This is a genomic window from Streptomyces sp. NPDC001507, from assembly GCF_042894765.1.
Classification (GTDB): Bacteria; Actinomycetota; Actinomycetes; order Streptomycetales; family Streptomycetaceae; genus Streptomyces.
In genome coordinates this window covers 43,854-63,662 of the sequence record NZ_JBIAVV010000011.1, presented here as the reverse complement: position 1 = coordinate 63,662, position 19,809 = coordinate 43,854, and the positions used below count along the sequence as shown (strand labels likewise).

At 73.0% G+C, this 19,809-nt stretch carries 17 protein-coding genes; 10 read left to right on the top strand and 7 right to left on the bottom strand.

All coding sequences use genetic code 11. From position 1 onward, the window contains the following. Positions 1-59 precede the first annotated feature (59 nt). Positions 60-827, bottom strand: a complete 768-nt coding sequence (locus ACFY0K_RS32350) for a hypothetical protein (RefSeq protein WP_390642786.1) — start codon at positions 825-827, stop codon at positions 60-62. Between the two features lie 86 nt (positions 828-913). After that, the gene (locus ACFY0K_RS32345) at positions 914-1,546 is read right to left on the bottom strand and encodes an RNA polymerase sigma factor (RefSeq protein ID WP_390643059.1); all 633 of its coding nucleotides are present in this window, start codon (positions 1,544-1,546) and stop codon (positions 914-916) included. A gap of 394 nt (positions 1,547-1,940) precedes the next feature. Here ACFY0K_RS32345 and ACFY0K_RS32340 point away from each other — a divergent pair, with 394 nt between their 5' ends. The 10 genes from ACFY0K_RS32340 (at position 1,941) to ACFY0K_RS32295 (ending at position 13,836) form a co-directional block, all read left to right on the top strand. After that, positions 1,941-2,435: a DUF1877 family protein gene (locus ACFY0K_RS32340; RefSeq protein WP_390642785.1), complete on the top strand. Its 495-nt coding sequence runs from the start codon at positions 1,941-1,943 to the stop codon at positions 2,433-2,435. A gap of 163 nt (positions 2,436-2,598) precedes the next feature. After that, on the top strand, positions 2,599-3,393 hold the full coding sequence (locus ACFY0K_RS32335) for a hypothetical protein (protein WP_390642784.1): 795 nt from the start codon (positions 2,599-2,601) through the stop codon (positions 3,391-3,393). A 13-nt stretch (positions 3,394-3,406) separates the two neighbouring features. Then, positions 3,407-5,629: a bifunctional polysaccharide deacetylase/glycosyltransferase family 2 protein gene (locus tag ACFY0K_RS32330; protein WP_390642783.1), complete on the top strand. Its 2,223-nt coding sequence runs from the start codon at positions 3,407-3,409 to the stop codon at positions 5,627-5,629. 282 nt (positions 5,630-5,911) lie between these two features. Beyond that, a complete protein-coding gene (locus ACFY0K_RS32325; RefSeq protein WP_390642782.1) occupies positions 5,912-8,341 on the top strand; it encodes an N-acetylmuramoyl-L-alanine amidase in 2,430 nt (809 codons plus the stop codon). 787 nt (positions 8,342-9,128) lie between these two features. Then, on the top strand, positions 9,129-9,383 hold the full coding sequence (locus tag ACFY0K_RS32320; RefSeq protein WP_390642781.1) for a hypothetical protein: 255 nt from the start codon (positions 9,129-9,131) through the stop codon (positions 9,381-9,383). A 74-nt stretch (positions 9,384-9,457) separates the two neighbouring features. Next, positions 9,458-10,387, top strand: a complete 930-nt coding sequence (locus ACFY0K_RS32315; protein ID WP_390642780.1) for a pseudouridine-5'-phosphate glycosidase — start codon at positions 9,458-9,460, stop codon at positions 10,385-10,387. Further along, positions 10,384-11,064: an HAD family hydrolase gene (locus ACFY0K_RS32310; RefSeq protein WP_390642779.1), complete on the top strand. Its 681-nt coding sequence runs from the start codon at positions 10,384-10,386 to the stop codon at positions 11,062-11,064. The genes ACFY0K_RS32315 and ACFY0K_RS32310 overlap by 4 nt, the downstream gene beginning before the upstream one ends. Continuing rightward, positions 11,061-12,053: an EamA family transporter gene (locus ACFY0K_RS32305; protein WP_390642778.1), complete on the top strand. Its 993-nt coding sequence runs from the start codon at positions 11,061-11,063 to the stop codon at positions 12,051-12,053. Before ACFY0K_RS32310 ends, ACFY0K_RS32305 begins: the two co-directional genes overlap by 4 nt. Positions 12,054-12,161: 108 nt before the next feature. After that, a complete protein-coding gene (locus tag ACFY0K_RS32300; protein ID WP_390642777.1) occupies positions 12,162-12,734 on the top strand; it encodes an NADPH-dependent FMN reductase in 573 nt (190 codons plus the stop codon). 247 nt (positions 12,735-12,981) lie between these two features. After that, entirely contained in the window at positions 12,982-13,836 is an 855-nt protein-coding gene (locus ACFY0K_RS32295; RefSeq protein ID WP_390642776.1) for a hypothetical protein, read from the top strand. Positions 13,837-13,907: 71 nt separating this feature from the next. On the opposite strand, the gene ACFY0K_RS32290 is transcribed toward ACFY0K_RS32295, so the two are convergent. Genes ACFY0K_RS32290 through asnB form a run of 5 tightly spaced genes read right to left on the bottom strand, consistent with a single transcriptional unit; the run spans position 13,908 to position 19,807 of the window. Next, positions 13,908-14,417: a flavin reductase family protein gene (locus ACFY0K_RS32290; protein WP_390642775.1), complete on the bottom strand. Its 510-nt coding sequence runs from the start codon at positions 14,415-14,417 to the stop codon at positions 13,908-13,910. After that, positions 14,414-15,781 carry a dihydroorotase family protein gene (locus ACFY0K_RS32285; RefSeq protein ID WP_390642774.1) on the bottom strand — a complete coding sequence of 456 codons (1,368 nt, stop codon included), beginning with the start codon at positions 15,779-15,781 and terminating at the stop codon, positions 14,414-14,416. The genes ACFY0K_RS32290 and ACFY0K_RS32285 overlap by 4 nt, the downstream gene beginning before the upstream one ends. Next, positions 15,769-16,920, bottom strand: a complete 1,152-nt coding sequence (locus tag ACFY0K_RS32280) for an acyl-CoA dehydrogenase family protein (protein WP_390642773.1) — start codon at positions 16,918-16,920, stop codon at positions 15,769-15,771. Before ACFY0K_RS32280 ends, ACFY0K_RS32285 begins: the two co-directional genes overlap by 13 nt. After that, the gene (locus tag ACFY0K_RS32275) at positions 16,899-17,981 is read right to left on the bottom strand and encodes a PrpF domain-containing protein (RefSeq protein WP_390642772.1); all 1,083 of its coding nucleotides are present in this window, start codon (positions 17,979-17,981) and stop codon (positions 16,899-16,901) included. The genes ACFY0K_RS32280 and ACFY0K_RS32275 overlap by 22 nt, the downstream gene beginning before the upstream one ends. Further along, positions 17,978-19,807: an asparagine synthase (glutamine-hydrolyzing) gene (gene asnB / locus ACFY0K_RS32270; RefSeq protein WP_390642771.1), complete on the bottom strand. Its 1,830-nt coding sequence runs from the start codon at positions 19,805-19,807 to the stop codon at positions 17,978-17,980. Before asnB ends, ACFY0K_RS32275 begins: the two co-directional genes overlap by 4 nt. Positions 19,808-19,809 lie beyond the last annotated feature (2 nt).

Below are 19,809 nucleotides of genomic sequence, written 5' to 3'. Positions count from 1 at the left end.
GTGACGCCACTCTGACGTGCGCTCTCGGCTCGGGAGAGTCTCTTCCCCCGTCTCGGCGGCTACTTGTTCTTGCCGTTGCCCTGGCCGCCGTTCGCCCGGCCGTTGCCGGCAGCGGCGGTGGCGGTGGTGCCTGCTGTGGCGGCGGACTTCCCGGCGCTCCTGCCGGACTTGCCCGAACCGGTCGAGCGGCTCGGCTTGGCCGTCGTGGCTGCCAGCTGTTCGGCGCAGTAGGCAGCCACCTTGTCGGTACCGCCGGCTGCCGCGATCAGCCGTTGCCAGGCCGTCGCGTCGAGCGCCTTGCCATGGCCCTGGACCTGGTCGTAGGCGCGGCAGTGGGCTTCGGTGTCCTGGGCGGTGGCGGGCCGGTCCGTCGGCCGAGCCTCGCCGGACGGCGGTGCCGAGGCCGCACCGCCCGGCCGGTTCGGGGCGGTCGCCGAGGGGTTCGGCGTTCCCCGGCCGTGTCCGGCGCCCTCGGTGGAGGAGCCGACGGAACCGATGGCCGCGACCGCCACACCACCCAGGGCGAGGCTGGCGAAGACCGCGCCGAACGTCAGCCTGACCGGGCGCCGCACCCGCCGCTCGGCTGCCGGCCGCCAGTCGTCCCGGCGCCGGGTACGTGCGCGATAGGCGCCCGCCGCGTGGGCGGCCCGGAACGCGGCCACGGCCTGCCGCTCGCCCTGGGGCCCGCGATCGTCCGCACGGACGGCTGCGGCCAGTGCCGCCTCCAGCGCCGTGTCGTCACCCGCGTCCCGAGGATCCGACAGGGTGCCGCCGGGCCGCACACGTCGACGGCCCCCCACCCCGTCGCCGCTCAGCTGTTCACCCATGTCCGTTTCCGTTCCTGTCCGACCGCTTCGATTCGTCCCCTGTGCCGGCTCCGATGCCTGCCTGCCGATCTTGTCGCGGTTGTCGTTCATGTCGACTCCCCCAGCGCGCGGGAAGCCACATCCGTCACACTCTCCTCCGCCTCGCCGCCGGTCCCGAGCTGACGGGCAAGGCGCTTCAGGCCCCGGTGGGCGGCCGTGCGCACCGCACCCGGCCGCTTGCCGAGGACGCGCGCGGCGGACGGACCGTCCAGACCGACCACGACCCGCAGCAGCACGGCCTCGGACTGGTCCCGCGGCAGCCCGCGGATCAACTCCAGAGCCCACCGCGTGGAGAGGGACTCAAGGGCCTGCTCATGCGTGTTGTGCGGGCCGGCCAGATCCAGTACGTCCTGGTCGGTACCGCCGGCCTGGGGCCGCACCCGCCGCCGACGCAGGTGATCCAGTGCCCGGTGCCGGGCGATGGTCGCGGTCCAGCCGCGAAAGCCCGCGCCGTCCCCCTTGAACCGCCCGAGGTCGCGGGCTATCTCCAGCCAGGCGTCGGACGCCACGTCCTCCGCGTCGTCACCGACGACACCCCGCAGGTAGCCCAGAAGGCCCGGCTGCACGATCCGGTAGAGGACCGCGAAGGCGCCCTCGTCGCCGTCCTGGGCGCGCACGACCGCCGCCCCCAGCTCCCCGTCGTACTCCTGTACGCGCCGGGTCTGCCGCACCTGGCCCAAGATTGCCCTCGTTCGCACGGATCACAACCGATTTCCCACCGTCCGCCGCGCTCCGATCGCACCGACGGCCCCACGACAACCAGCGTGCGCTCCCACAGAAACGTCACAACGCTCAGGAGCGCTGTCCGGTATCACCCGTCTCCCAGCGCTCAGCCGCGGGATTCGGCAGACGCGACCGCGACGCAGCGGAACCGGTGCCGTCCGCACCGGCAGCAGCGATCCTCACCGGTGACGGCGCCGCTGCCCCGCCCCCCCGGACCCCTCTCCGCACCGTTCACGACTCCCCCGGTGAGCGGCGCGGAGAGGACCGGACAGACCTGCGACGGGCGGTCGCTCCGTCCCCGGCGCCGTTGGGGCGCGTGATGCTTCGGCGCTCTGGTGCGCTCCCTATGTCATGAGTACGTACCTCCGTCTGCGAGCGGTGCCGGCTCCGGCACTGCGCAACAGTCCGGCTTGGCTGGAGCGGCTTTTCGCGAGCGATGCGGAGTCCCTCCAGCACCGGGCCGGCCGGTGCCCCGAGGAGGTCCTGGACGTGTGCTGTCCGAACCAGGAGCGCATCTACGCCGGCGCACCGCCGGACGCGCCGGGCGGGCCGCAGGCCCAGGTGGTGCTCGGCGGCCGCCCCGTGCTCCGCACCGACCGGCGCGAGCCGCCGTTGCTGGTCCTCACGGCGGCCCAGACCCGCCGGGTGGCCGGATTCCTGGAGCGCTCCGACTTCGACGCGCTGTGGGACCTCGCCCGGGACCGGCTGCTGCCCGGCTACGGCGGGACGACCGCGGAGCCCGAGACGTCCCGCGCGTTCGCCATGACGCACCGGGAACTGCGGGCCTTCTACGCGCACGCGGCCCAGTGGGGGGAAGCGGTGGTGAAGTGCCCTTCCCAGGCGTGAGGAGTCGCGATCCGGGACGGCGAGGAAGCGCCGCGAGGCGGGACCTGCGGACACCCGGAGGCGGACTTGTGGCTGTGCGGGGTGGGAGGTGTAACAGTTTCGGCCTGCTGCGCTCTCTCCATGCGGACGACCACGTCGGTCGGCTTGGAGGGAGGCGGGACTCGTGCAGTGGACGGGCGACGGCGGCGCAGGGTACGGCGAGGAGCCGCCCACCAGCCGCGGGTACGGGTACGGGTACGGGTATGCCCACGGTCACGAGGCCACCGGCGGCACTGCCGCCGAGACGGCCACGGCGGAGCCGGAGCCCTGGGCCGCCGGTGCACCGGTGCTCGTCGCCGGGCCGGACCGCCTCGCCGGGGCGGAGTGGGACTCTCCGCACGGTGACGTCATCACCGTGCTGCCGACGGACCGCGACGAGTCCGGCCGTCCCGTACCGGAGCCGGACACGCCGGAGAACGATCCGGCGCGCCCCGTCTTCGTGGACGCCTCGGGGCGCCGCCAGCGGCGCGTGCGGCGTGCCGCACGACTGCTGTTGATCCCCGCGGGCGTCTATGTCGCCCTGCTGGTCAGCGCGTTGCTGGGCGGCCCCACCATCAGCGCGCCGTTCGTCCCGCTGCCCGACACAACGCATCCGGCCACGCCGCCCCGCGCGACCACACCCGGCTCCCCCGCCGGCAAGGATCACGGTCACCCGGCGCGGAGCACGGACTCCGGCGCGGCGGACCAGGACGCGCGTCCCACCGCGCCGCGGACGGCCTCCGGCCGGACCGGCGGGCAGGCGGCCGCGACCACCCCCGCGGCCACGTCCGCCACCACCGCGCCGCCCGCCGGGACCGCCGCCCCGACCACGACCGCGACTCCCACCACCAGCGCCGCTGCCAGTACCGGTGCCACCGGCACCGAAGCACCCTCCGCCAAGGGGCGTGCCAACGCCGCGTCCCACAAGCCCGCGAAGTGACCCAGGCCCCGACGTGACAGATCCGACCGATCACCGGCCCCGCACCGCGGTGCCCCGCCCCACCGCCGTGCCCCGCCTCCGCGGCCGCACCCGCCGAGTCACCCCCCGCACCCACTGGCTGCTGCTGTGCGTGCTCGTGGTGACCCTGTCCGCGGCCCTCCTGCTGCAGGGCTACACCCACCACATGTTCGGGATCACATCGGACGACGTGACCGGTCCCCCCGGCCGTGCCGACGCGGTACCCGGCCAGGTCGCCCGCGGCGGCCCCGTGATCGCGGGCGCCGCCGGCTCCCCGCACACCGCCCGCCCGAAGACCCGTACCATCGCCCTCACCTTCGACGACGGCCCCGACCCGGTCTGGACCCCGCGCATCCTCGACGTCCTGCGCCGCAACCACGTGCACGCGACCTTCTTCGTCGTCGGCACCCAGGTCGTCGCCCACCCGGAGCTGGTCCGCCGGATCGTCGCCGAGGGCCACCAGATCGGCATCCACACCTTCACCCACCCCGACCTCTCCCGCCTCGCCCCGTGGCAGCGCTCCCTGGAGCTGCGCGAGACCCAGCTCGCGGTGGCCGGCGCGGCCGGCGTCACCACCGCGCTGCTCAGGCCGCCGTACTCCTCGGAGAACGACGCGCTGGACGACGCCGACTGGTCCGTCCTGAAGCAGGCCGACACGGCCGGGTACGTCACCGTGCTCTCCACCCTGGACGCCGAGGACTGGCAGCGCCCCGGCACCGCCCGCGTCCTCGCGAACGCGACACCGCACGGCAAGGCCGGGCAGATCGTGCTGATGCACGACGCCGGAGGCGACCGCTCCCAGACCGCCGCCGCCCTGGACACCCTCATCCCCCGGCTCAAGGCACAGGGCTTCCGGTTCACGACGGTCGGCGCCGCGGTCGGCATGACCGATCCCGTCCGGACGGCCGGGCTGGGCGACCACCTCCAAGGCGTCGCCCTCATCAAGATGCTGCAACTCGGCGACGGGACCATCCGGCTGCTCGGCGTGCTGATGTACGCGGCCGGGGCGGTCAGCGTGCTGCGCGCGGCCGTCGTACTGGTCGCGGCCCGCCGGCACCGCCGGCTGCGGACCGGGCGCCGGGCCAGGCCGTGGGGACCGCCGGTGACCGAACCGGTCAGCGTCATCGTCCCGGCGTACAACGAGAGCGCCGGAATCGAGGCGGCCGTGCGCTCCCTGGTCGCCTCGGACCACCCGGTGGAGATCATCGTGGTGGACGACGGCTCCACCGACGGCACCGCCGATCTCGTCGAGTCCCTGCGGCTGCCGGGTGTGCGGGTGATCCGACAGCGGAACGCGGGCAAGCCCGCCGCGCTCAACACCGGCCTGGCCGCTGCCACCTGCGAGCTGGTGGTCATGGTCGACGGTGACACCGTCTTCGAACCCGACGCCGTCCGCACGATCGTGCAGCCCTTCGCCGACCCCGCTGTGGGTGCCGTCTCCGGTAACGCGAAGGTCGTCAACCGGGGCGGACTGCTGGGCCGTTGGCAGCACATCGAGTACGTGGTCGGCTTCAACCTCGACCGCCGCCTCTTCGACCTCGCCGAGTGCATGCCGACCGTGCCCGGCGCGGTCGGGGCGTTCCGGCGCCGGGCCCTGCTCGCGCTCGGCGGGGTCAGCGACGTCACCCTCGCCGAGGACACCGACCTCACCATGGCGCTGTGCCGGGCCGGCTGGCGCGTCGTGTACGAGGAAGGGGCGGTGGCCTGGACCGAGGCGCCCGCATCCCTGGGCGCCCTGTGGCGGCAGCGGTACCGCTGGTGCTACGGCACACTGCAGGCGATGTGGAAGCACCGTGGCGCGCTGGTGCAGGGCGGCGCCGCAGGCCGCCTCGGCCGCCGGGGCCTGGCCTACCTCCTCCTCTTCCAGGTCCTGCTGCCACTGCTCGCCCCCGTGGTCGACGTCTTCGCGCTCTACGGCCTGGTCTTCCTCGACCCGTTGCGGATCACCGTCCTCTGGCTCGCCTTCCTGCTCCTGCAATTGCTCATGGGCCTGTACGCGTTCCGCCTGGACGGAGAACGCCCCGGCCCGTTGTGGAGCCTGCCGCTGCAGCAGTTCGTCTACCGCCAACTGATGTATCTGGTGGTCATCCAGTCCGTCTTCACCGCCGTGGCGGGTTCGCGGTTGCGGTGGCAGCGCATGGAGCGCTACGGCACCCTGCGGGCACCGACGGCTGCGGAGACGTCCGGCGAGGACCGCCCTCCGCGGGTCCCCGCCTGAACCGGGGTCCGCTCCTCACGCTTTCCGGTGTGCAAGGCCGCGAAAGCCGCCGTCGGCGTGCGATCCTTCCTGCCGGGCTCGGGAAGGTGACATCTGGTCGTCCGGGCGCGCTGGTATGTCAGGGCACTCCCGTGACGGCTGTGCCCTGTGATGGCTGATGACAACGACAACGGGGCTTCAGGGTGGGGCATGAGAACTGAACACAGCGTTCGGCACGGTCGCCGTCGATCTGGTCCGAAGAGATCCGGTCCGGAGATATCCGGTCCGAAGAAGCGGACGTGGGTGGCGTTGGGGGCGGTCGTGGCCAGTGGCGGCGTGGTCGTGGCGACCGTCGCCATGGCCGGCTCACCAGGCCGTGGAGCGCCGGCCGCGCAGGGACCGATCAAGACGCATGTCCACTCACTGTCCCTGACCGGAACCGGTGCGTCACTCAAGACGCTGGGGGCCCGGTCCACGGCTCCGTTCAGCATGGTCGGTGTCACCTGGAACGGTGCGCACGCCGAGCTGCGCGGCACGGTGGAGGTGCGGACCCGTTCCGCCGCCGACGGTCACTGGACCCAGTGGCTGAAGATGCAGCAGCCGGACGACCTCCCCGACGCCGCTGAGCTGAACCGTCCCGGTGTGCGCGGCGGGATGTCCCCGCTGTGGGCGGGACCGTCGAACGGAATCCAGGTCCGCGCGACCGGCGCGGGCAGGACCGCCACGCTGCCCGCCGGGCTGCGGGTGGACCTGGTCGATCCGGGCAAGCCCGCCACCGACGGGACACCGGACTCCGGCATGGGTCTGGCGGGCTACGCCATGGATGCGACGGCCACCGACACCGCCGCCCCGCCGGTCACCGGCACCGCCTCGCCGACGGACAGCTCCGCCCCGACCGACACCGCGACGCCCACCACGGGCACCGGTGCCTCGGACACCGCGACCGCGACGGACTCCGCGTCGCCCACGGACACCTCCACGGCCACGGACCCCACCTCCACCGCCCCGTCCACCCCGTCCACCCCGTCCACCGGGACCTCCGCGTCGTCCTCGCCGAGTGGGTCCCCGACGGCCTGGCCCAGCCAGCTTCCGACGACGGCCGAGGCGTACCCGTCCTGCACGACCTCCTCCGCCGCCCCGTCGGCGACCCCGCCGGACCCGATGCCGGCCGCGACCGTCTCGACGGTGGCACCGCCCCCCGTGGTGACCCGGGCCGGCTGGGGCGCCGACGAGTGCGCGCGGGAGTCGGGTTACCCGTCGTACGGCTCGGCGGTGAAGGTGATGTTCGTCCACCACACGGACACCACCAACAACTACTCCTGCGCCGACTCCCCGGCGATCGTGCGCGGCATCTACGCCGAGCACCTCAACCAGGGCTGGCGCGACCTGGGTTACAACTTCCTCGTCGACAAGTGCGGCACCATCTTCGAGGGCCGCTTCGGAGGAATGGCGCTCCCCGTCGTCGGCGCCCAGACCTACGGGTTCAACACCAACAGCATGGGCGTGGCCGCCATCGGCACGTACACCGACCTCAGCGGCGGCGACTCCAAGGCCAGCACCTTCACCGGGGCCGCGCCGAGCCAGGCGATGCTGGCCTCCATCGCCCGCATCGCGGCCTGGAAGTTCGGCATGACCGGCGTGAACCCGGGCACCGGTACCGCGTCCCTGCCCGAGGGCGCCTCCGACAGCTACGGCTTCACCCTGGGCAAGAGCTACCCCTTCAACGCGATATCCGGGCACCGCAACGGCTATGCCACCGACTGCCCCGGCAACCAGCTCTACAACGCCCTGAGCACGATCCGCTCCTACGCGGCAGGCCCGGTCGGCGCGGTCTCCGTCACCGGGATGTCCGGCGGGGCGGCCAAGTCCGGGACGAACTACTACACCAAGGGCGCGGCCACGGTGAGCTGGACGACCGCCACGCCGTCCGCGGTGATCTCCGGCTTCGACGTCCTGGTCGACGGCAAGGCGGTGGCCCACACCTCCGGCTCCGCCCGCTCCGCCTCGGTCACGGTCGCCTCCGGCAGCCACACCGTCCAGGTGCGCGCCACCCACGTCCGAGGGGCGACCACGCTGTCCGGCTCGGTCACCCTGGTCGGCGACACCACCGCGCCCACCTTCCCGACCGCTCCCGGCGTGCAGCTGCGCACCGGCACGGTGAACTCCACCTCCGTCCCGGTCTCGGTGACCTGGAAGGCCGCCGACAACGCGGCACTCGCCAAAGTCACGTCGACCTCGCCGTCCGCGGCCACCTTCGGCCCGACGGTGACCTCCTGGTCGGCCAGTGCCAAGCCCGGCACGTCCGACCTGTTCGCCCTGAAGGCGTACGACGTGGCCGGCAACGCCGCCGGCGCCTCCGTCCAGCGGACGCCGAGCATCGTCCAGGAGACCTCAACCACCCGGACCGGCACCTGGACGCGCAAGAGCAGCACCAGCTACCTGGGCGGGTACTCCTACGGTTCCTCGGCCGCCAAGGCCTCGATCAGCTGGACCTTCACCGGACGCTCGGTGGCCTGGATCGTCTCGCGGGCCGCCACCTCGGGCCAGGCGTACATCTACGTCGACGGCACCAAGGTCACCACGGTGGACCTGAAGTCCTCCACGACCCTCTACCGCCAGGCGATCTGGACCAAGACCTGGTCGGCCTCCGCCAAGCACACCCTGAAGATCGTCGTGGTGGGCACCGCGGGCCGCCCGACCGTCACCACCGACGGCATCGCAACCATCGGCTGAACCGCCGCCCGCACCTCACGAAGGAGCCCTCCGCCCGCGGGACGTCCGTGGGCGGTGGGCGTCGCGATGGGCGAAGTCCCGCAGCGCCACACCGCCGACCCCGAAGCCGAAGACACGCACCGCCGAACCTTCCTCGCCGCGAGCAGCGCCGCGCGCCCGACTCCGGCCACGTCACACCGGACACGCAACGGAAGGCCGCCGCCGGGCTGGACGGGATGGTGCGCACCGAGCGTGCGAAGCACCACACCGAGGTGCGGCACCCACCCACTGGTCTAGACAACAAAGAACCCCCGGGTCCACGACCCGGGGGTTCCTGCCGGAGCGGGTGACGAGAATCGAACTCGCGCTCTCAGCTTGGGAAGCGACGGCGCTTGGAAGGTCATGTGATCGCTGACCTGCGTATATGTGGCGTAGCGGCCGCCTCGCGAAAAGCTGGTCTACACCGCTGTTGGCCGTGGTTGTCCGCTCTTACGGGCACGCTGTGGGCACGGCTCCGCAGCGTGCCGGGCCGAGTGCCAGAGTGAACGGGCTCCGCTCTCGGACCGGCCGGCTCGCATGCCCGGCGCGGCAAGCGCTTAACGACGCCGCGTGGTTCACGCGGGTGATCGCCCGTCACCGGGCCCGTCCCGACGCCCTCCACGGCGCATGGCTCGCCGCGAGCGCCGGGGTCCGCTATGCCGGAGGGTGCGGGGAACCAGGCGGGACCGGATCGGTATCGCCCCTTCCTAGCCTGCACGGGCAGGTTCCGGCCGAGTGGAACAGACACCGTGCGAAGGGGAGTCCTCACGTGACCGAGATCGTGTGCGTCTCCGGCAGCCTGTGGTGGGCTTCCGCGTATTCGGCGGTCGTCGCCACACTCCGCCGCACAGTCTCCGAGCGGTTCGGCGGAGCCGGCACCTGCGTCGAGGGCGAATTCGCCCACCCGCAGGTCGTCACCGCACTGGAAAGCTTTCTCCTCACGGTCCTCGCCGCCGCTCGCAGGCAGGAGCCTTCCGCGGCCGACGGCCGGCCCCGCCGCACGTTCCCCGACGCCGGGAAATGACGCGTCCCCATCCGCAGCCGGCCATCCGGCCCGTGCGATACCTCATGCCCTTGCGATACCCCGTGGAGGAACCCATGCACCCGTTGCTACGTGTCAGTGAGGAGGTCCGGGCCGCCCTCGCCGACCGGCTTCCCGTCGTGGCACTGGAGTCCACCGTCATCGCCCACGGCCTGCCCTACCCCGGCAACGTGGAGACGGCGACGGCGATCGAGAAGGCGGTGCGCGACGCAGGCGCCGTGCCCGCCACCATCGGCCTGGCCGATGGCCGTTTCACCGTCGGCATGAGCGAGTCGGACCTGGAGCGGTTCGGTACCACCAAGGGCATTCCCAAGGTGTCGAGCCGGGACATCGGGGTGGTCCTGGCCGGCGGCGGGCTCGGCGCGACCACGGTGGCGTCGTCGCTGGTCGCCGCCTCCCTCGCGGGAATCCGGGTGTTCTCCACGGCAGGTGTCGGAGGCGTGCACCGCAGTGCGGGCGAGACCTTCGACATCTCCGCCGACCTCGTCCAGTTCACCCGCAGCCCGGTCGCCGTGGTGTGCGCGGGTGCCAAGAGCATTCTGGACCTCGGTCTGACGCTGGAGTACCTCGAAACGCAGTGTGTGCCGGTAATCGGTTACCGCTGCGACGACTTCCCCGCCTTCTACTGCCGCTCCAGTGGCCACCGCAATCCGCAGCGGATCGACGAACTTCCGCTGCTGGTGCGGGCACTGGACGCGCACTGGGCAACCGGCACCCAGGTGGGCGCTCTGGTGACCCACCCGATCACGGAGGCCGACGCGCTCGACTCCGAGTACGTCGAGGGGGCCATCACCGACGCACTCGCGCAGGCGGACGCGCAGGGGATCACGGGTCCGGCGATCACCCCCTTCCTGATGAAGGCGGTCAGCGCCGCCACCGCGGGTGCCAGTGCCGCCGCCAACCGTGCCGTGCTCATCTCCACCGCCGCCCTCGCGGGCGAACTCGCCGTCGCTCTGTCGGCATCCGGCGAGGAGGAGACGTCATGACCGGGGCATTGCTGCTCGACCTCGACGGCACGCTCCTCGACACCCCGGGTGCCATCACCCGCACGCTGCACTCCGTCCTGCGCGATGTCGCCGGATGCGCCGTCGGGATGGACGCGGTGCGGGCCACGGTCGGCAAACCGCTGGACACTTCCGTGGCCTCGCTTCTCGGCCGGGACGCCGCGGCCCCGGTCGTCAACGAGGCGGTCGCCCGCTACCGTGAGGCGTTCGCCGCCACCGTGCTGCCCCAGGCCCGCGACATCGTCCTGCCCGGCGTCGTCGAGGGACTCACCCTGGCTCGGGAGGCCGGGATGGTGCTCGCCCTTGCCACCAGCAAGGTGCTGGCGAGCACCGAACCGCTGCTGCGGGCCGCCGGCCTGGACGGGTTCTTCACCGTGGTCGCCTGCCACGACATGGTCGACCGCGGCAAGCCCCACCCCGACCTCGCCCTGTACGCGGCGGAGGCGCTGACCGTGCCGCCGGCGGGCTGCACGGTCGTCGGCGACAGCGGCGACGACATGAGGATGGCGCGCGGAGCCGGGATGCGGGCGCTCGCCGTCACCACCGGCGTGGCGAGCGCCGCGACACTCGTCGAGGCCGGCGCGCACGCCGTGTACGGCAGGTTCGACGCACTGGTACGAGATGTGCTGGCACACGGACCTGAGTTGGTCAAACCATGACATCTATCGCGTCGCTTGGCCGGGCACAGGCGGCCGACGTTGTGTCGGCCGCCGTCGCTCCCGCCGTCTGGGGCAGCACGTACCTCGTCACCACCGAACTTCTGCCGCCTGGCCGCCCTCTGCTGGCCGCCGCCGTCCGGGCCCTGCCCGCCGGACTGGTCCTGGTGGCGATCACCCGGCGCCTTCCGCACGGCACCTGGATCGGTCGCGCGGTCACCCTCGGGCTCCTCAACATCGGGGCCTTCTTCAGCCTGCTGTTCGTGGCCGCCTACCGGCTGCCCGGCGGGCTCGCCGCGATCATCGGCTCGGTGCAGCCCATGATCGTGATCCTGCTCGCCTTCGTGCTGCTGCGCGAGCGGGCCCGCCTCGGCGACTGGGCCGCCTGTGCCCTCGGCACGGTCGGCGTGGGCCTGCTGGTCCTCAGCGCGCAGGCGAGGCTCGACACCGTCGGCGTGCTCGCGGAGTTGGCGGCGACCACGAGCATGGCCGCCGGCATCGTCCTGGGCAAGCGGTGGGGGCGTCCGGAGGGTGTCGGGCTGCTGGCGTTCACGGGCTGGCAGCTCACCGCTGGTGGTCTGTTCCTGCTGCCGCTGTCCCTGGTCGTCGAAGGGCCGCCGCCTCGGCCGACGGGCCTCAATCTGCTTGGTTTCACCTATCTGGCGGTGATCGGCGCACTCGTCTCCTACGCTCTGTGGTTCCGCGGTATCGAGCGGCTGCCTGCCTTCACCGTGTCGCTGCTCGGCTTCGTAAGCCCCGTGGTCGCGACGGCCCTGGGCTACGTGGTCCTCGGCCAGTCGCTGTCGCTCGTTCAAGTGTGCGGGGCCGTTCTGGTGCTCGGTGCCATCCGTCTCGCGCAGCGGTCGGCGATCCCCCGCCCCAGGTCGCCGTCCCCGCCCCCGTCCGTCGCCGAACCGTCCGGCGGCGTAGCGGTGCCCGGCACAACGGCCGTACCGGACGCCGGGGGCGACCCCCACCCATCCCCGTCCTGACCACGGCATGTCGCGCGCGCCGGGGCCGGTGTCAGACCGGGAACGGACCGGGAACGGGGATTCCTAACCTGGCCGGGACAATGTTCAGCCGAGGGAGAGGTCAGTGCAATGTCCGAGATCGTGCTCATGTCCGGCAGCGTCCGTGACGGCTCGTACAACTCCGCGGTCGTCGCCACGCTGCGCCGTATCGTCGACGAGCGCTTCGAAGGGGCCCGTGTCACGGTCGTCCACCCGGCCGAACTGCCCTTCTACGACGAAGACATGGACGCGGCGAACGGTTCCGAGGCCGCGTTGCGGATGCGTAACCGTGTCGCCGCCGCGGACGTCCTGGTGATCAGTACCCCGTCGTACAACGGCGCGGCGCCCGGCGTTCTCAAGAACGCGTTGGACTGGCTCTCGCGGCCGTACGGCGACAGTTGCCTGGACGGGCGGACGGTGGCCCTCACCAGCGCCTCGCCCGGTCCACGCGGGGCCGTGGACGCGCAGCCGGGCCTTGCGGAGGTGCTGGGGCACTCCGGTGCGCTGGTCGTCGAGCACCCGCCCGTGGCCGTGGCCAACGCCGAGGAACTGCTCACGGCGGACGGCGAGTTCAAGGCTCGCGAGACCGTTGCGGCGCTGGAGAGTCTGCTGCGAGCCGCGCTGGCCGCCGCCCGGAGGACCGCGCCGTCCTTCGCCGCCTGACGCCCCGTACGCCCGACAACGCGCCCCGTAACGCCATGGAGACGCATGCACCCGGTCCTGGGCGGCCGGCGTTCCTCCGCCTTTCCGGACACGATCGCGGCACCGGTCCACGGCCGGGCACGGACGGTAGAGCCGTCCGTGCCCGGCCGTGCCGTCGTTGCACGGCGCTCCTCTGTCTGCGGCCCCCTGGTCAACGTTTTTCAGTCCATTCTCTGTCGAAAGTCCTCAGTCGAAAGCCTTCGCGATCATGAACACATCGCCCCATCACCGCCGGATCCTGATCGTCGGCCCGTCCGTCGCGCTCGTGCGGGCGGCCGGAGCGGCCGGGTTCCGGGTCTGGTCCTTGTGCGACGCCCTCCGATGTCCGCCAGAGGAACTCGCCGCTCTCTCCGAGCGGGTGCTGATCGCCGACTTCGGTGACGAGGCAGCGTTGGGCAACGCCCTGGACGCTGCCGCCGAGGCCGGCCTGCACGTCAACCCACCCGCCGCCGTACGGCTGTTGGCTGATCCGGATGCCGTACGACGGCTTGTGCGCGACAACAGGCTGTGCCGGCTGGGGATTGCCGAGGACGTGGCTGGCGACCGGTACAGGGTCGACACACTCAGCGTGCACGGCATGCACCGAACGGTCGGTATCACGGCCGAGACGCCGTACGGCCTGCTGCATCCCGCGCCGTTGGCCGGCGACACCGCTGCCACACTGCGGTCGGCCGCCACCTCGCTGCTCGACCTGGCCGGGTATCAGTACGGGCCCGCCCACACCCGTGTCGTGCTCACCCCGGACGGGCCGGTCACCACCGGCTGCGGGGCCGTCGTCGCGGACGAACCGGTGCGCCGCCTGGTGCGGGTGGCCGCGAGGCGTGACCTCGTCGCAGACACCTTCGAGGTGCTCGCCGGGCGGGATGTCGCGCCCGTACGGGCGCTGCGGTTCGGGGCCTCGGTCGGGTTCTCGGAAGCCTGGCGGGAAGAGATACGCGCGCTGCCGTATGTGCGTCACATCGTCGCCGGCGACGGCGAGCGCGGTAGCCAGGTCATCCTGGAGGCCGACTCGGCGGAGAGCGCCCACGAACGCGCCTGCCTCGTACAGCAGCTGTACGGCTGAGTCCGTCGCGAAAGCCGAATGCCCCGGTGGCCGGTCACCGGGGCATTCGGCGTACGAGGGGGCGAAGGGCGTCAGGAGGTGAAGGCGCGCTGGTGCCAGACGAGGCCACCGCCGGCGCCCAACGGGGCGTCGACCTCGGTGACCCGGCCGATCAGGATCGAGTGGTCGCCGCCGTCCCGCACTGCGTACTGCTCGCAGGTCAGGCGAAGGCCGACCGCCAGCGCGGGTGCCGGGGCCGGCCCGGGCCGCAGGGGCGCGCCGGCGAACCGGCGGTCCGCCGGGCCCGCGAATCTCATCGCCAGGTCCTCGTCGCCGGGGCCCAGGACGTGGACGCAGAAGAACGGCGCGTTGACCAGGGCGTCGTGCGAGCCGGCGCGGCGGTCCAGGCAGAGAAGGAACAACGGTGGGTCCAGGGAGAGCGAGCAGGCCGCGCTGACCGTCATCCCGCGCGGAGCGCCGAGTTCGTCGTAGCAGGTCACCACCGTTACCGGGGCCGCCAGCGCGGCCATCGCGGACCGGAAGTCCGCCGGGTCTGCGGACTCCCGGACGGCGGGGAGCGCCGTCAGCAGCGGGGTACTCATCGGATCGCCTCCACCCGTCGGGCGGTCGGCAGCCACCGGCCGTCCGCGGGGGTGTGCAGGCCGGTGCGGACCTCCCATGCGATCCGGCCCGCCCGCACCGTCGTGACCACCCGGCCGGTGAAGGTCCAGCCCTCGTACGCGGACCAGCCGCACTTGGAGCGCACGTCGGCCGCGGACATCTGCCACCGCTCGGCCGGGTCGAAGAGCACCAGGTCGGCGTCCGCGCCGGGCTCAAGGCGGCCCTTGCCGGGCAGTTCGAACAGGGCCGCCGGGCCGCTGCCCATCAGGCGTGCCAGGTGGCAGGCCGCCTCGTCGGCGGGCACGGCGCGGGTGCGCAGGCCCGTCCAGATCGACACGGCCAGCTCCTGCACACCGGGGAGTCCGGGTGGTGCGTCGGCCGGCGGGCGGTTCTTCTCCTCGATCGTGTGCGGGGCGTGGTCGCTCCCGGCGGTGGCCGCCTCGCCGTTCAGGACGGCCTGCCACAGGCGTTCCCGGTCGGCCTCGCCCCGGATCGCGGGCGAGAGCCGGGTGCGCGGGCCCCGGCGGCTGGTGTCGGTGTGGGTGAAGGAGAGGTGGTGGCCGGTGACCTCGAAGGTGACCGGCAGCCCCTCGCGGGCGGCGGCGACCAGCAGGTCGATCTCCTCCGCCGACGAGGTGTGCAGCACATGCGCGGCGGTGCCGTGGCGGCGGACCAGCTCGACGACCTGGGCCACCGCGACGATGGCGCCCGAGCGGGGGCGGTGCGGCTCGTACTCGGCGTACGAGTGCGGGTCGCCGCGCCAGGAGTCGAGCAGGTCGAAGACGCGCTGGTCCTCGGCGTGCAGGACCAGCCGGACGCCGCCGCGGGCCGCCGCCTCGAAGGCGGCGTCCAGCTGCGCGCGGTCACGGAAGACGACCGGGGCCGTGTGGTGGCCCGCCATGAACACCTTGGCGGACGTGGCCACTTCGGGGTCCAGGGCGGCCAGCAGGCCCGGATTGGCCGGGTCCGCGCCAATGTGGAAGCGGTGATCCACCCCCGCGTGGCCCGCCACCAGCTCCGCCTTGGCCCGCAGGGCGTCCTCGTCCAGCCCCGGCGGACGCGTGTTGGGCATGTCCATCACCGTCGTGACGCCCCCCGCCAGCGCCGCGGCGCTCCCGTGTTCCCAGTCCTCCTTGTACTCCAGGCCCGGCGTGCGGAAGTGCACGTGGGAGTCGATCAGGCCCGGCAGGACGTACCGGCCCGTGGCATTCAGGCGCGGCCCTTCGGGCAACGGGGCGTCCGGGCCGAGCAGGGCGGCCACCTCGCCGTCGCGGACCACGACCGTGCCCTCGCGCACACCTTCAGGGGTGACCAGACGGCCGCCCTCGACGATCAGCTGTTCCATGACATGCTCACCAGTTCCCTGCACAGATCGTTGGTCGGTCCCATGAGGGCCACGGCACGGGCGTCGCGGCCGTGGCGGTTGACGGGGTGTGTCTCGACGTAACCGGCGGAGCCCAGCATCCGTGCGGCCTCCGCGCACACCTCCTCGGCGCAGACCGAGGCGAAGAGCTTGGAGTGCAGCGTCGTCATGCCCGGGTCGGGCGCGTCCCGGCGTCCGGCGCGCTCCACCACCGCGCGGGCCGCCTCCACCCGGGTGGTGAGGTCGACCAGCCGGTGCCGTACCGACTGCTGGGCCAGCAGACCGCGGCGGGCCGCCTGGTCGGTGGCGGCGTCCAGGGCCGCCTGGGCGAGGCCGACGGCGACCGCGCCGAGCGTGGCGCCGCTCTCCCGTACCCGCGCGATGATCGAGGCGGCGGCCCCGACCGGGCCGAGCCGGTCGGCATCCGGCACCCGGCAGTCGTGCAGCGAGACGAACCCGGTGGCCGAGCCGCGCATCCCGGTCAGCCGCAGCGAGGTGTCCGGCCTGAGGCCCGGGTTGCCGGAGCGGACGAGGTAGAACGTCTGGCCTGCGGCGCCGTAGCCGGTGTCGGGGGCGGCGGAGTTGTCGGGATCGCCGGTCTGGGCGAGGACGAGGTAGAGGTCGGCGATGCCGGCGCTGGTGGTGAAGGACTTCGCGCCGTCCAGCAGCCAGTCGCCTGCGGGCAGGCGGCGGGCGGTGGTGGAGAGGTTCTTCTTGTTCGCCCCGGCGCCGGACTCGCTCCACGCGGACGCGGCCAGCCACTCACCGGAGGCGAGCCTGGGGAGCAGCTCGCGGTGCTGGGCCTCGGTGCCCTGTTCCACGATGCGGCTGGTGACGGCGTAGTGCTGGAACAGCATGATCGAGGCGGAGGCGTTGACCTCGGCGACCTGAGCGACGCGCCGGTTGAGTTCCACCGCGTCGGCGCCCGCCCCGCCCAACCGGCGCGGGACGGCGAGGCCGAGCAGCCCGGTGCGGCGCAGCACCGAGACCGCGGCGAGGTCGGGTTCGCCGGTGCGGTCGGACTCCTCGGCACAGAGCGCCAGTTCGGCCAGGTCGTCGGTGAGGTCGGCCGGACGGGGCCGGGTGCCGGCGGCCGGGTTCACAGGGGCAGTGACAGGCATGACGTGTCCTCGGAGCGTGAAGGGGCGGGGGTGTCGAAGGAGCCGAGAGGGGGCGTCACGGTGGCCTCGTGGCTGACGTACTTGTCGGCGACGGAGACCCAGCCGAGGCGCGGCGCGTCGGCCGGGCCGGTGATGCGGGCCCGTACCCGCAGCGGGCCGCCCGGGGTGCGCAGCCGGACCAGTCCCGACTCGTGCCCGGCGGCGCGGGCCAGGGACCAGGGCAGGGTGCCCTCGATGCCCACCGCGGTGCCGAGGCAGATCGCGCCGGTCAGGGCGAGGGTGGGGTGCCAGGAGGGTACGGACACCGCGCGGACCGCGAGTTCGCCGTCCGGGCCGGGCAGCAGCGCGGCGATCTTCGGGAACGCGCCGGAGGAGACCCAGCCCATGTGCTCGCACACCGCCAGCCGGACCTTGCCCAGCAGGCCGAACAGCTCGTCCCCGGCGGCGAACAACTCCCGCGCGTCGCGTACGCCGAGGTCGCCGGCCCCGACGAAGACGTAGGGGTTGCCCATGTCGACCAGCGACACCGGGACGGCCCGTCCGTCGACCGGCACGGAGGTCACCGGCTCCCCGGTGATCAGCAGGTCGCCGACCGGGCGGGACGGGGTGCACAGGAAGTGCGCGGTGAACCGGGTGCGGCCGGGGCCGGTCTCGTCGACCTCGCAGACCACGTGGTCACCGTTGTTGAGCACGTTGACCCGGATGCGCCGGCCCGGCTCCAACGGCGGGATCATCCCGTCCCGGGCGGCGGCCTCGACGGCGGCGAGGATCGAGTGGCCGCAGGAGCCGCGGGTGTCGAAGCGGTGGCGGCCGCCGGGCAGCGACTGCACGAAGTAGTAGTCGAGGTCGAACAGCGGGTGCGAGGAGGGGCGGATCACGGCGTTCTTCAGTACGGCCTGCCGGGTCACGGTGTCGAGTCCGTCGCGGACCCGCGCCAGTCCCTCCAGCAACTCCTCGTCGCCTTGCGGGAGTTGTCCCGCGTCGACGACGAGCGTGGGGCACGGGGCGCCCTCGGCGCGCACCAGGTGGGCCGCGCGGGCCCGGATGATCGTGGCGTTCACCGTGCCTCCTGTGGTGCCGCGGCGGACAGGGCGGAGCCGCCGAAGAACTGGTCCCGCCACATCTGGTGGGTCATCAGGGACCACAGGGCGAGGGAGACCCGGTCGGACGGTCGGACCGCCTGTTCGGCGAACAGATCTTCGATCGCCGCGGGCCGCAGCCGGCCGTCGGCGCGCAGGACGGCGGGCGCGAGGGTCTCGCGGGCCAGGTCCCACAGGGCGGAGCCGGGCTGGAGCATGGCGGTGATCGGCAGGGTGAACGGCTGCTTGGGCCGGTTCAGCACACTGTCGGGGACCAGTCCCCGGGCCGCCGCGTACAGGGCACGCTTGACCCCGCCGCCGGTGATGCGGTGCTCGTCGGCCAGCGTGGTGGCGTACCGCACGACCGAGGGCTGGCAGAACGGCAGCCGTACCTCCACCGAGCTGGCCATGCTGAGGTGGTCGACGCGGCGCAGGTGGTAGGCGGGCAGCCGGTAGCGCTGCTCGACCGCGCACAGCCGCTGCAGCCGGGTGCCGGGGCCGTGCCGGAGCGTGGTGAGCAGGTCCTCGGGGAGCGCGGGACCCCGGTCGGCGACGGCGGCCGCGTAGGCGTCGGTGTAGAGGCGGGCGCGCAGCGCGGCGGGGACGGCGGCGAGGTGGTCGAGATAGGTGTCGACCCAGCCGGGGCCGCAGGGCGCCGTGACCGCCTCGGTCATCCGGGCGTAGCCGCCGAAGAGCTCGTCGGCCGCGTCGCCGGTCAGGGCCACCTTGAAGCCCGCGTCGCGCACGGCGCGGAACAGGGAGAAGGTGCTCAGGGTGATCGGGTCGGCGTTGGGCTGGCCGAGGTGCCAGACGACATCCGACAGCAGCTCGGGGAAGCTCGCGGGGTCGGTCTCCACCTGGTGGTGGACGGTGCCCGCGGCCCGGGCGACCTCGGCGGCGTAGGCCCGCTCGTCGAAGGGCCAGTCGCCGGCGTAGGCGATGTTGAAGCTGTGCAGTCCGGCATGGGCACGGGCGGCCAGGGCGGTGACCAGGCTGGAGTCCAGACCGCCGGAGGTGATCGCGGCCACCGGGGCGTCGGCGACCAGCAGCCGGGAGACCTCGCGGCCGAGCAGGGCACACAGTTCGGCGCCGGTCTCGTCGAGGGTGCGGTTGTGCGGATCGGCGGCCCCGGAGGTGGTCCGGACACGCAGCCGGGGTCCCTGCTCCCGGGTGACCACGAGGGTCGCGGCCGGCGGCAGGACGTCGATGCCCTGGAACATGGTCCGCTCGCCGAACGGCGTCTTCAGGGCCAGGTAGGCGTCCAGACCGAACGGATCCTCGTGGGCGGGGACGCCGGCGAAGCCGAGCAGCGCCGGTATCTCGGAGGCGAACCGGAAGCGCCCGGTGGCCGCGTCCCAGGTGTGGTACAGCGGCTTCATGCCCGACTCGTCGGTGGCGATGACCAGCCTCGGCTCCTCGCGCAGGTCCATGACGGCGACCGAGTACATGCCGTCCAGGTGCTCGGGGAAGCGGTCGCCGTAGAGGTGGTAGAGGGCGGGCAGGACGGAGCCGTCGCAGCGGTCGGTGAAGGTGAACCCGTGCCGGGTGAGGCGGGCGCGCAGCTCGTCGTGGTTGTACAGCTCGCCGTTGAAGACGACGCTGACGCCGTCGAGGTGGTACGGCTGGTCGCCGCCCTCGGGGTCCATGATGGACAGCCGGTTGTTGCCGAGCGCCCACTCGGGGTGGGCGGCCTCGGTGCCGGCCGTGAACGACTGGGCGTCCGGGCCGCCGTGGTGCAGCAGGGCGGCGACCGTGCGCAGCTCGCGGTGTGCGGTGCGGGCGTTGAAGGTTCCGTAGATGCGGCACATGA